Below are 13,955 nucleotides of genomic sequence, written 5' to 3'. Positions count from 1 at the left end.
CTAACGCCTGTCTGGACGGGCTGATCGAGGCGCGCCGTACCCGTGGCCTCGCAGGCACCGCCATCGCCTGGGGCCCGTGGGCCGAGGCCGGTATGGCCGCCGATGCGGAGGCAGCGGAGGCGCTGCGCCGCCGTGGCCTGATCGCACTCGATCCCGAGCGCGGGGTCGGAGCCCTGGCCCGGGCGGTTTCCGGCTCCGATCCGGTCGTCGTGGTCGCCGATGTGGACTGGGCCCGTTTCACCCCGGCCTACACCAGCGTCCGCCCCAGCCCCCTCCTGACCGGCATCCCGGAAGCCCAGCCCGCACCCCACGACACCCCGACCGGCGACGGAACCGGCACCAGCCTGCGCGAACGACTCGCCGAGCTCTCCGGCCCCGAAGCCGACCGCCAGCTCCTGGACGCGGTACGCGCCGCAGCCTCCGCCGTGCTCGGCCACACCGGTGCCGACGCGGTCGAGGCCACCCGGTCCTTCCGTGACCTCGGTTTCGACTCGCTGACGGCTGTCGAACTGCGCAACCGCCTCTCCGCCGAGACCGGCCTCACCCTGCCCAGCACGCTCGTCTTCGACCACCCGACCCCGGCCGCCCTCGCCCGGTTCCTGCGCACGGAACTCCTGGGCGACGGGACACAGGACGCCGGACAGAGCCCCGTACCTGTTCCTTCGGCCACCGACGACCCGGTCGTCATCGTCGGCATGGCCTGTCGTCTGCCCGGCGGTGTCGCCGGACCGGGCGACCTGTGGCGACTGGTCGCCGAGGGCACGGACGCGATCTCCGAGTTCCCCACCGACCGAGGCTGGGACCTCGACGCGCTCCGTGGCACCGGCGAGGGCCGCAACGGCCGCAGCCACACCCGTGCCGGTGGATTCCTCACCGACGCGGCCCAGTTCGACCCCGGTTTCTTCGGTATCTCCCCCCGGGAGGCGCTCGCCGTCGACCCGCAGCAGCGGCTGGTGCTGGAGGCGTCCTGGGAGGCGCTGGAGCACGCCGCGATCCGCCCCGACGCGCTGCACGGCAGCCGTACCGGAGTGTTCGTGGGCGCGGGCAGCTCCGGCTACGGTGCCGGGCTGCGGGAGGTGCCCGAGGGGCTCGACGGACAGTTGCTGACCGGTGTCGCGGGCAGCGTGGTGTCCGGCCGTATCGCCTACACGTTCGGCTTCGAGGGGCCGGCCGTCACCGTCGACACCGCCTGCTCCTCGTCCCTCGTCGCGCTGCACCTCGCGGCGCAGTCCCTGCGCTCCGCCGAGTGCGATCTGGCCCTGGTGGGCGGTGTCACCGTGCTCGCGGACCCCGGCGCGTTCGTGGAGTTCAGCGCGCAGGGCGGGCTCGCCGCCGACGGCCGCTGCAAGGCGTTCTCCGACGCCGCCGACGGCACCGGCTGGGGCGAGGGCGTGGGTGTCCTGGTCGTGGAGCGGTTGTCGGACGCCCGCCGCAACGGGCACCAGGTGCTCGCCGTCGTCGCAGGGTCCGCCGTCAACCAGGACGGCGCCTCCAACGGGCTCACCGCGCCCAACGGCCCCTCCCAGCAGCGCGTCATCCGGCAGGCGCTGGCGTCGGCGGGCCTCACCCCGGCCGACGTGGACGCCGTCGAGGCGCACGGCACGGGGACTACGCTCGGCGACCCCATCGAGGCGCAGGCCGTCCTCGCCACGTACGGTCAGGACCGCGAACAGCCGCTGTATCTGGGCTCGTTGAAGTCGAACATCGGGCACACGCAGGCCGCCGCCGGGGTCGCCGGGGTCATCAAGACGGTTCTGGCGATGCGGCACGGGGTGCTGCCGCGCACCCTGCACGTGGACGAGCCGTCGTCCCACGTCGACTGGTCGTCCGGTGCCGTCGAACTCCTCACCGAGGTCCGGGAATGGCCCGCGCACGAGGACCGTCCGCGCCGCGCCGGAGTCTCCGCGTTCGGTGTGTCCGGCACCAACGCCCACGTCATCCTCGAAGCTCCCGCCGCCGCCCCTGTGGCACCCGCCCAGGAGCGGACGACCGACGAACCCGCCCTGCTGCCCTGGCTGGTGTCCGCCCGTACTCGTGCCGCCCTGCGCGCCCAGGCCGAGCGGCTGGCGAACTTCCTCGACGAGCGGCCCGGCGCCGCCACCCCCACCGAGATCGCCGCCTCCCTCGTCCGTACCCGGGCGGTGTTCGAGCACCGTGCCGTCGTCCTCGGCGCCGACCGCGACGACCTCCTGAACGGCCTGCGCGCCCTGGCGGAGGGCGACCGGAGTGACGGCACTCTCGTCGGCTCGGCGCTCTCCGACGGCCGTACCGCCTTCCTGTTCGCGGGGCAGGGGTCGCAACGGCTTGGCATGGGGCGGGAGCTGTACGACGCGTATCCCGTCTTCGCGGACGCCTTCGACGCCGTGTGCGCCCACCTGGACGCCGAACTGCCGCGCCCGCTGCGGGACATCGTGTTCGGTGACGACCAGGAGGCCCTCAACCGCACCGAGTTCGCCCAGCCCGCCCTGTTCGCGCTCGAAGTGGCCCTGTTCCGGCTGCTGGAGGCGTGGGGAGTGCGGCCCGACGTACTGCTCGGGCACTCCATCGGTGAGCTGGCCGCCGCGCACGTCGCCGGGGTGTGGTCGCTGGAGGACGCCTGCCGGCTGGTCGCCGCGCGCGGCCGTCTGATGCAGGCCCTCCCCGAGGGCGGCGCGATGGTGTCGCTCCAGGCCTCCGAGGAGGAGGTGCTGCCGCTGCTCACAGACGAGGTGGGCATCGCCGCTGTCAACGGGCCGCTGTCCCTGGTCGTCTCCGGCGCCGAGGACGCGGTGCGCGAGATCGCCGCCGTCGTCGAGGCGCGCGGCGGGCGCACCCGGCGGCTGCGGGTCAGCCACGCCTTCCACTCCCCGTTGATGGACCCGGTCCTCGACGACTTCCGGGCCGTCGCCGAGACCCTGACGTACGCCGCGCCCCGCATCCCCGTCGTCTCCGACGTCACCGGGGAACCCGCCACCGCCGAGGAGTTGGCCTCCCCCGACTACTGGGTACGGCACCTGCGCCACTGCGTGCGCTTCGCCGACGGCGTGCGCGCGCTGGCCGCGCAGCACGTCACCCGCACCCTGGAACTCGGCCCCGACGCCACCCTCACCACCCTCGCCGCGTCCGGCACCGACCTGGCCGACGCCCTGCACGTGCCCGCGCTGCGCGACGACCGTCCCGAGCCGCGCGCCCTGCTGGAGGCCGCCTCCGCGCTGTTCACCCGGGGTGCCGCCGTCGACTGGACGGCCGCCCTGCCCGCGCTGGCCGAAGCACCGTGCCCGGCGCTGCCCACCTACGCCTTCCAGCGCCGCCGGTACTGGCTGGAGGTGCCCGCCGACGCCGGTGACGCCTCCGCCCTGGGCCTCGACGCCACCGGGCACCCGCTGCTCGCCGCCGCCGTGCGGGTCGCGGACGGCGACGCCGTCGTCCTCACCGGGCGGCTGTCGCTGCGCTCCCACCCCTGGCTGGCCGACCACCGGCTCGCCGGGCGGCCCGTCGTGCCCAGCACCGCCTTCCTCGAACTCGCCGTCCACGCGGGCGACCGCGTCGGCTGCGACGAGGTGCGCGACCTCACCCTCCAGGCACCGCTGACCGTGCCCGAGCACGGCACCGTCCGCGTCCAGGTCCGGGTCGGTGAACCCGACGCCCGCGGCACCCGGCCCGTCACGATCCACTCCGGGGACGGCGAGAGCCCGTACGACGACACCGTGTGGACGCTGCACGCCGAAGGCCTGCTCGCGCCCGCCACCGCCCGGACGGCCATCCCCTCGCTCGCCGAGTGGCCCCCGCCGGGCGCGGAACCGGTCGACATCGGGGACCTGTACGACCGGCTCGCCGCCGGCGACGGCCCCGCGTACGGACCGGCGTTCCGCGCGCTGAAGGCCGTATGGAGGCACGGCGACGACGCGTACGCCGAGATCGCCCTGCCCGACGGCGAGCGTGACGCGGCCCGACGGTACGCCCTGCACCCGGCGCTCCTCGACGCGGCACTGCAGCCCCTCGGTCTCGGCCTGCCCGCCGGACTCGACGAGCACCTGCTGCTGTTCGCCGTCCAGGGAGCCGTTCTGCACGCCGAGGGCGCCGCCGTCCTGCGCGTCCGTCTCGCCCGGAGCGGCGACAACACCCTGACCCTGCTCGCCGCCGACGCCACGGGCGCGCCCGTCCTCACCGTCGACTCCCTGCGTCTGCGCCACGCGGTCACCGCCGAGACCGGTACTGCCGATAACGCGGCCCCCGCCGAGGCCCGTACCGCCCCGAGCGCGGCCCCCGCCGAGACCCGTACTGCCGAAAACGGGGCCCCCGCCGAGGCCCGTACCGCCCCCGTCCGGTCGCGCCGCCGTCGTGCGGCCGAGGAGCCAGAAGGGGCCACGGCTCTCGTCGACCGGCTCGACGGCCGCTCACCCGCCGAACGGCAGCGCGTCCTGCTGGACCTGGTCCGTCGCACCACCGCCGCCGTCCTCAACTACGCCGACGTCGACGAGGTCGAGCCCGACCGTGTCTTCAAGGACCTCGGGTTCGCCTCCATCACCGCCGTCGAACTGCGCAACCGGCTCAGCGCCGACCTCGGCGTCCTGCTGCCCGCGACCCTCGTCTTCGACCACCCGACACCGCTCGCGCTCGCCGCGCACCTCGACGACGAACTCTTCGGCACCGCGGCCCACGCGGCGGCACCCGTCGCCGCCCGCACCCGCCTCGACGACGACCCGATCGTCGTGGTCGGCATGGCCTGCCGCTACCCGGGCGGTGTCGCCAGCCCCGAGGAACTGTGGGAGCTGGTGGTGAACCGCGGTGACGGCATCTCGCCGTTCCCCGCCGACCGGGGCTGGGACCTGGCCAAGCTGTACCACCCGGACCCCGACAACCCCGGCACCTGCTACGCCCGCGAGGGCGGCTTCCTGCACAACGCCTCCCACTTCGACCCCGGTTTCTTCGGGATCTCCCCGCGCGAGGCCCTCGCCATGGACCCCCAGCAGCGGCTGCTGCTGGAGACCTCCTGGGAGGCCCTGGAGCGCGCCGGTATCGACCCCGCGTCCCGGCGCGGCAGCCTCACCGGTGTCTTCGCCGGCGTCACCTACCAGGACTACGTGAACATCCTCGGCGCCGCGAAGGACGACTTCGAGGGCTACATCGGCACCGGCAACTCGCCGAGCGTCCTGTCCGGCCGTATCGCCTACGCGCTCGGCCTGGAGGGCCCCGCGCTCACTGTCGACACCGCCTGCTCGTCCTCGCTCGTCGCCCTGCACCTGGCCGTGCAGTCGCTGCGGCAGGGGGAGTGCGAGATGGCGCTCGCCGGTGGCGTCACCGTCATGTCGACGCCGGGCTCGCTCATCGAGTTCAGCCGTCAGCGCGCGCTCGCCGAGGACGGACGGTGCAAACCGTTCTCCGCCGAGGCCGACGGCGCCAGTTGGGCCGAGGGTGTCGGCATGGTCGTCCTCGAACGGCTCTCCGACGCCCGCCGCAACGGCCACCCGGTGCTCGCCGTCGTCCAGGGCAGCGCCCTCAACCAGGACGGCGCCTCCAACGGCCTGACCGCCCCCAACGGCCCCTCCCAGCAGCGCGTCATCCGCGCCGCGCTCGACGCGGGCGGCCTCACTCCGGCCGACGTGGACGCCGTGGAGGCGCACGGCACGGGGACGACGCTCGGCGACCCCATCGAGGCGCAGGCCCTGATCGCCGTCTACGGCCAGGACCGCCCCGCCGAACAGCCGCTGTGGCTCGGCTCGTTGAAGTCCAACATCGGCCACTCCCAGGCCGCGGCCGGTGTCGGCGGTGTCATCAAGATGGTGATGGCCCTGCGCCACGGCCTCCTGCCCGCCAGCCTGTACGCCGATACACCCACCCGCGAGGTCGACTGGTCCGCGGGCGCCGTACGGCTCCTCGACGAGGCCGTGCCGTGGCCCGAGACCGGCCACCCGCGCCGCGCCGGCGTCTCCTCGTTCGGCATGAGCGGCACCAACGCCCACGTCATCCTCCAACAGGCCCCCGACACACCGGCCGAGGAACGCGAGGACGACGCCGAGGCGCTGCCGCTCGTCCCCGCCCCGCTGTCCGCCCGTACCGCCGACGGACTGCGCGCCCAGGCCGGACGGCTCCTCGCCCACCTGCGCGCCCACCCCGGCACCGCCCTCACCGACCTCGGACTGTCGCTCGCCACCACCCGCACCGCCTTCGAGCACCGCGCCGTCGTCCTCGCCGCCGACCTCGACGCACTGGAGCGCGGACTGCGCGACCTCGCCGAGGACCGCATGGTCAGCGAGGTGGTGCGCGGCACCGACCGGCGCGGCACCGGACCCGTCCTCGTCTTCCCCGGCCAGGGCGCCCAGTGGCCCGGCATGGGCCGCGAACTCCTCGACACCGAACCGGAGTTCGCACGCCGTATCGCCGAGTGCGAGCAGGCCCTCGCGCCCTGGGTGGACTGGTCGCTGACCGACGCCCTGCGCGGCGGACCCGACGCGCCCGACCTGGACCGGGTGGACGTCGTCCAGCCCGTGCTGTGGGCCGTCATGGTCTCCCTCGCCCACCTGTGGCGCGGCCACGGCGTCGAACCGGCCGCCGTCGTCGGCCACAGCCAGGGCGAGATCGCCGCGGCCGTCGTCGCCGGGGCGCTGACCCTGGAGGACGGCGCACGCGTCGCCGCGCTGCGCAGCAAGGCCATCACCGCCATCGCGGGCGACGGCGGCATGATGTCCGTACCGCTGCCCGCCGAGCGGGTCCGCCCGCGCCTGGAGCGCTGGGACGGGCGCCTCGCCGTCGCCGCCGTCAACGGGCCCGGCTCGGTCGTCGTCTCCGGCCACGCCGACGCCCTGGAGGAACTCTTCGCGGAACTCACCGGCGAAGGCGTCCAGGCCCGCATGGTCGCCGTCGACTACGGCAGCCACTCCGCGCACGTCGAACCCCTGCGCGGCCCGGTCCTCGACGCGCTCGCCGGACTCGAACCCCGGCCCGCCGACATCCCCTTCCGGTCCTCCGTCACCGGCGACTGGCTCGACGACGACACCGCCCTCGACGCCGCCTACTGGTACACCAACCTGCGCGACACCGTCCGCTTCGAGGACGCCGTACGCGGCCTCCTCGCCGCCGGGCACCGCGCGTTCATCGAGGTCTCCCCGCACCCCGTCGTCGCATTCGGGCTGCGCGAGACCATCGAGGACGCGGCAGCCGACGCCGTCGTCCTCGGCACGCTCCGCCGCGACCAGGGCGGCCGGGACCGCTTCCTGACCTCCCTCGCCGAGGCCCACGCCCACGGCGTCGCCGTCGACTGGCACCGCGTCTTCGCCGGCACCGGCGCCCGCCGCGTCGACCTGCCCACGTACGCCTTCCAGCGCCTGCGGTTCTGGCCCGAACTCCGCGCCGACGCCACCGACGCACCGGCCGCGGTCTCCGACGCCGTGGAGAGCGGCTTCTGGCGGACCGTGGAGGAAGAGGACCTCGACACCCTCACCGCCACCCTCGACCTCGGCGGCGACACCCCGCTGCGCGAGGTACTGCCCGCACTGTCCGCCTGGCGGCGCGACAGCCGCGAGCGGAACACCGTCGACAACTGGCGCTACACCGTCCACTGGACCCCGCTCACCCAGGACACCGCGGGCGCGCCCCCGGCCGGCACCTGGCTGCTCGCCGTACCGGCGGACGGCCACCCGCTGGCCGACGCCGTCCACCGCGCCCTCACCGACCGCGGCGTGGCCGTACGCGTCGTCACCGTCGACGGCGCCGCGAGCGACTGCGACCGCGCGGGACTCGCCGCCCGGATCACCGACGCGCTCGCGGAGAGCACCGAGGTGTCCATGGGCGACCTCGGCGGCGTCCTCTCCCTCCTCGCCCTCGACGAGACCCCGCACCACGACCACCCCTCCGTGCCCGCCGCACTCGCCGCCACCCTCGCCCTCGTCCAGGCGCTCGGCGACCTCGGCATCGCCGCACCCCTGTGGTGCGCCACCCGCGGTGCCGTCGCCGTCACCGCCGCCGAACCCGTCCTCAGCCCGGCCCAGGCCCTCGTCTGGGGCCTCGGCCGGGTCGCCGCCCTCGAACACTCCGACCGCTGGGGCGGCCTGATCGACCTGCCCGCCGACCTCGACCGCCGCTCCGCCGACCGGCTGTGCGCGCTGCTCGCCCGCCCCGACAGCGAGGACCAGACCGCCGTCCGCGCCTCCGGCACCTACGGCCGACGCCTCCACCGCGCCCCCCTCGCCGGAGCCACCCCGCCCGGCGCACCCTGGCGGCCGCGCGGCACCGTCCTCGTCACCGGCGGCACCGGAGCCGTCGGCGGCCACGTCTCCCGCTGGCTTGCCTCCCTCGGCGCCGACCACCTGCTCCTCACCAGCCGCCGCGGCGCCGACGCCCCCGGCGCGGCCGAACTGCGCGACGAACTCACCGCCCTCGGCGCGGGCCGCGTCACCATCGCCGCCTGCGACGTCACCGACCGGGACGCCCTGCGCGACCTGATCGACTCCCTCCCCGAGGACCAGCCGCTCGACGCGGTCCTGCACGTCGCCGGACACCTCGACGACGGCGTCATCGACGCCCTCGACGCGGGCCGCATGGACCCGGTGCTGCGCACCAAGGCCACCGCCGCCCTCCACCTGCACGAACTGACCAAGGACAAGCCCCTGTCCGCGTTCGTCCTGTTCTCCTCCACCTCCGGCACCATCAGCGGCCCCGGCCTCGGCAACTACGCCCCCGGCAACGCCTTCCTCGACGCGCTCGCCGCCCGGCGCCGCGCCGAGGGCCTGCCCGCCACCGCCGTCGCCTGGGGCCACTGGGCCGACGGAGGCATGGGCGAAGGCGCCGTCGGCGAACGCCTGCGCCGCTACGGCGTCTACGACATGCAGCCCGAACTCGCCTGCCAGGCACTCCAGCAGGCCCTCGACCACGACGAGACCTACCTCGCCGTCACCGACATCGGCTGGGACCGCTTCGCCCCCGCCTTCACCGGCTCCCGCCCCAGCGCCCTGCTCCGCGCCCTGCCCGACGCCCAGCGCGTCCTCGCCCCCGCGAGCGGCGGCGGCACCGGACAGACCCCGGCCGACACCTTCGGCGCCGACACCGCCGACGGCCCCGCACTGGTACGCCACCTGGCGGGCCTGCGCTCCGACGAACGTGCCGACGCCGTCCTCGACGTCGTACGCGGCTACGTCGCCACCGTCCTCGGCTACCCCGGACCGGAGGCCATCGAGCCGACCCGCGCCTTCAGCGACCTCGGCTTCGACTCGCTGAGCGCTGTCGAACTGCGCAACGGCATGAACAAGCTCACGGGCCTTCGGCTGCCCGCCACCCTCGTCTTCGACCACCCCAACTGCGCCGAACTCGCCCGCATGCTGCTCGCCGAACTCGGCGACACGGCGACCGACGAGGACCGCGGCGTGCCCGCCCCGGTGGCCGCCGTCGACGACGACCCGATCGTCATCACCTCGATGAGCTGCCGCTTCCCCGGCGGCGCCGACAGCCCCGAGGAGTTCTGGCGGCTGCTCGCCGACGGCACCGACGCCATCGAGCCGTTCCCCGCGGACCGCGGCTGGGACGTCGACAACCTCTACCACCCCGACCCCGACAACCCCGGCACCTGTACCGCCCGCGAGGGCGGCTTCCTGCGGGACATGGCCGGCTTCGACCCCGCCTTCTTCGGCGTCTCCCCGCGCGAGGCCCTGGCCATGGACCCGCAGCAGCGGCTGCTGCTGGAACTGGCCTGGGAGGCGTTCGAGCGGGCCGGGATCGACCCGGTGAGCCTACGGGGTTCCCGTACCGGAGTCTTCGCCGGCACCAACGGCAACGACTACACCCCGCTCCTCGTCGCCTCCGGCGAGGACGTCGGCGGCCACCTCGGCACCGGCAACGCCGCCAGCATCGTCTCCGGGCGCGTCTCGTACGTCCTCGGCCTGGAAGGTCCCGCGGTCACTGTCGACACCGCCTGCTCGGCCGCCCTCGTCGCCCTGCACCTGGCTGTGCAGGCGCTGCGGGCGGGGGAGTGCGATCTGGCGCTGGCGGGCGGTGTGACCGTCATGTCCACCCCGGGACTCTTCCTGGACTTCTCCCGCCAGCGGGGCCTGGCCTCCGACGGCCGCTGCAAGGCGTTCTCGGACGCGGCGGACGGGGCCGGGTTCGCGGAGGGCGCCGGGCTGGTGCTGGTGGAGCGGCTGTCGGACGCGCGGCGGCATGGGCGGCGGGTCTTGGCGGTGGTTGCCGGTTCGGCCGTCAACCAGGACGGTGCGTCGAACGGCCTTACGGCGCCGAACGGTCCTTCGCAGCAGCGGGTGATCCGGCAGGCGTTGGCGTCGGCGGGGTTGAGCGCGGCTGATGTGGACGCGGTGGAGGCGCACGGTACGGGGACCTCGTTGGGTGACCCGATCGAGGCGCAGGCGTTGCTGGCGACGTACGGGCAGGATCGTGAACGGCCCTTGTGGCTGGGGTCGGTGAAGTCCAACATCGGGCACACGCAGGCCGCCGCCGGTGTCGCGGGCGTGATCAAGATGGTGCTCGCCCTGCAGCACGGGGTGCTCCCGCGCACGCTGCACGCCGAGGAGCCGTCGTCCCACGTGGACTGGTCCGCCGGGGCCGTGGAATTGCTCGACGAGCATGTGGAGTGGCCGAGTGCCGACGGGCGGATCCGCCGCGCCGGTGTCTCCTCCTTCGGGCTCAGCGGGACGAACGCGCATGTGGTGCTGGCGGAGGCGCCGGTCGAGGAGACGATCCGCTCGGAGGAGATCCAGGGTCTGATTCCGTGGGTGGTGTCGGGGCGTACGGCTGCGGCGCTGCGGGATCAGGCGGGGCGGCTGGCGGAGTTCGTGTCGTCCGGCGAGGGCGTGTCGGTGACGGGCGTGGCGTCGTCGCTGGTGCGCTCGCGGTCGTTGTTCGAGCACCGGGCCGTGGTGTGGGGTGGCGATCGGGAGGAGTTGCTGCGGGGCCTGGGAGCTGTGGCTTCGGGTGAGGTGGCTGTGAACTCGGTCAACGGCCTGGCTCGGCGTGATGTGCGTACCGCGTTCCTGTTCGCGGGGCAGGGTTCACAGCGGCTTGGTATGGGGCGGGAGTTGTACGAGGCGTATCCCGTCTTCGCCGATGCCTTCGACGCCGTATGCGCGCACCTGGACACCGAGCTGACGCTCCCGCTGCGGGAGGTGGTGTTCGGTGACGATCAGGAGCTGCTGAGCCGTACGGAGTACACCCAGCCCGCGCTGTTCGCGCTTGAGGTGGCTCTGTTCCGGCTGCTGGAGTCCTTGGGCGTCCGCCCGGACGTGCTCGCCGGTCACTCGATCGGTGAGATCGCGGCGGCGCATGTGGCCGGGGTGTGGTCGCTGTCCGACGCCTGCAAGCTCGTCGCAGCCCGCGGCCGTCTGATGCAGGCGCTCCCGGACGGCGGCGCGATGGTGGCGGTGCAGGCCTCGGAGGACGAGGTGTTGCCGCTGCTCACAGGCGAGGTGGGCATCGCCGCCGTCAACGGCCCCCATGCCGTGGTCGTGGCCGGCGAGGCGGAGGCTGTGAACTCGGTTGTCACGCCCTTCCGGGACCAGGGCCGCAAGGTCACCCCCCTCCGCGTCAGCCACGCCTTCCACTCCCCACTCATGGACCCGATGCTCGCCGACTTCCGCAAGGTCGCCGAAAGCCTCACCTACGACGACCCGAAGTTGACCTTCGTCTCCACGGTGACCGGTGAGCCGGTCACCGCCGAGGAGCTGGCGTCCGCCGACTACTGGGTGCGGCACGTCCGCCAGGCGGTGCGGTTCGCCGACGCCGTACAGGCGCTCGTGGAGCAAGGCGTGGGCCGCTTCCTGGAGCTGGGCCCCGACGGCACCCTGACCGCCCTCGCGCAGGGCTGCCTGGAGGACGCCGCCGTATCGGTGCCGCTCCTGCGCAAGGACCGCGCCGAATCCGAATCCGTGCTGGCCGCAGTGGCGACGCTGCACGTCGACGGCGCCGCCGTGGACTGGGCGGCCCGACTCCCGGAAACCGCCCCCGTGCCGCTGCCGACGTACGCCTTCCAGCGCCGCCGCTACTGGCCGAACCTGAACGGCGTCACCCTCGGCGACCTCGGTTCCGCGGGCCTGGGTTCGGCCGAGCACCCGCTGCTGGGGGCCGCCGTCTCCGTGGCCGGCAGCGAGGAGGCGCTGTTCACCGGACGGCTCTCGCTGCGCACGCACCCCTGGCTGCGCGACCACGCCGTCTCCGGCACCGTGCTCTTCCCGGGCACCGGCTTCCTCGAACTCGCCCTGTGCGCCGCCGGACAACTCGGCTACGACCGCGTGGAGGAGCTGACCATCGCCGCCCCGCTCGTCGTGCCGGAGCGCACCGGGCGCCTGGTGCAGGTCAGGGTCGGCGCGCCCGACGAGAACGACTCCCGCACCCTGGAGGTCTACTCGCGGGCCGAGGACGCGCTGGACACCGACCCGTGGACGCTGAACGCCAGCGGCTCCGTCGGCTCCGGTCCCGCGCCCGCGGCCGGTTCGGAGGCCGACCTGACGGCCTGGCCGCCGCCGAACGCCGAGCCCGTCCCCGTGGACGACTTCTACGAGCGCTTCGCCGAGGCCGGGTTCGCCTACGGGCCCGTCTTCCGCGGTCTGCGCGCCGTGTGGCGGCGCGGCGAGGAGGTCTTCGCAGAGGTCGGTCTGCCCGACGACCACGAGCGGCTGGCCGGTGGCTTCGGCATCCACCCCGCGCTGCTGGACTCCGCCCTGCACGCGATGATGTTCGTGTCGCTGGCGGAGGCCGGACAGGGGCGGCTGCCGTTCTCCTGGAGCGGCGTGTCCCTGCGCGCGTCCGGTGCCCGTGCCCTGCGTGTCCGCATGGTGCAGGCCGGACCGGAGGCTGTCGCCCTCCAACTGGCCGACCCGGCGGGCGGCACCGTCGCCTCCGTGGAGTCGCTGCTGCTGCGCCAGGTCTCCGGTGATCTCGCCGCCCGCGCCGGGTCCGACGGGCACCGCGAGAGCCTCTTCCAGGTCGACTGGGCCAAGGTCACGGCGCCCGGCACCGCCGCCGTCGACGCCGCGGTCATCGGATCGACGACGGGGCTGCTGCCCGGCGCGGCGGAGTACCCCGGCCTGGCGGAGCTGCCCGTGCCGGTTCCGGCGGCGGTGCTGTTCCCGGTGACGGCCGCCGACGGGACCGACGACGGGAACGTCGACACTGTGCGCGCCGTGACCGGGCGGGTGCTGGACGCCGTACAGGCCTGGCTCGACGACGACCGCTTCGAGGAGTCCCGCCTGGTCGTGGTCACCGAGGGCGCTGTGGCGACGGGCAGTACGCCTGCCGCCCCCGCGCTCGCCGCGGTGTGGGGTCTGGTGCGGTCCGCCTGTGCCGAGGCGCCGGGCCGGTTCGCGCTCGTCGACGCCGACGGCACCGACGCCTCACGCGCCGCGCTCGCGGCGGCCCTTGCTTGCGGTGAGCCCGAAATCGCCGTACTCGACGGCGAGTTGTACGCGCCGCGACTGGCCCGCGTCCCGGCAGCCGATGGGCTTCCGGTCCCGGTGGACGAGCCGGCCTGGCACCTGGACAGCACGGAGAAGGGCACGCTGGACACCCTCGCCCTGCTGCCGTTCCCCGAGGCCTCCGCCGAACTGGCCGAGGGCCAGGTCCGTATCGCCGTACGGGCGGCGGGCGTCAACTTCCGCGACGTGCTCAACGCGCTCGGCATGTACCCGGGACAGGCGGGGCTGCTCGGTGGCGAGGGCGCCGGTGTGGTCACGGAAGTCGGGCCGGGAGTAACCGGGTTGGCCGTTGGGGACCGGGTGATGGGCATGTTCCCCGGCTCCTTCGGGCCGGTCGCGGTCGCGGATGCCCGGACTGTGGCCCGTGTTCCGGCGGGGTGGTCGTTCGCGCAGGCGGCCTCGGTGCCGATCGTGTTCCTGACGGCGTACTACGCCCTCACCGACCTCGGCGGACTGCGTGCGGGGGAGCGGATTCTCGTGCACGCGGCGGCCGGTGGAGTGGGTATGGCGGCCACGCAGGTGGCGCGTCACCTGGGCGCCGAGGTGTTCGGCACAGCGAGCGTC

The 13,955-nt window shown here is 74.5% G+C and carries 1 protein-coding gene; it reads left to right on the top strand.

The genetic code is table 11. The features are described from left to right. Positions 1 to 13,955 (top strand): type I polyketide synthase (locus GA0115233_RS37715; RefSeq protein WP_141689628.1); only part of this gene is annotated, 13,955 nt, incomplete at both ends.

It is taken from the genome of Streptomyces sp. DI166 (assembly GCF_900091315.1).
In the GTDB taxonomy this organism is placed as follows: domain Bacteria; phylum Actinomycetota; class Actinomycetes; order Streptomycetales; family Streptomycetaceae; genus Streptomyces; species Streptomyces fuscus.
Note: the sequence above shows the minus strand (reverse complement) of the source record. Positions and strands in the feature narration are given on the sequence as shown.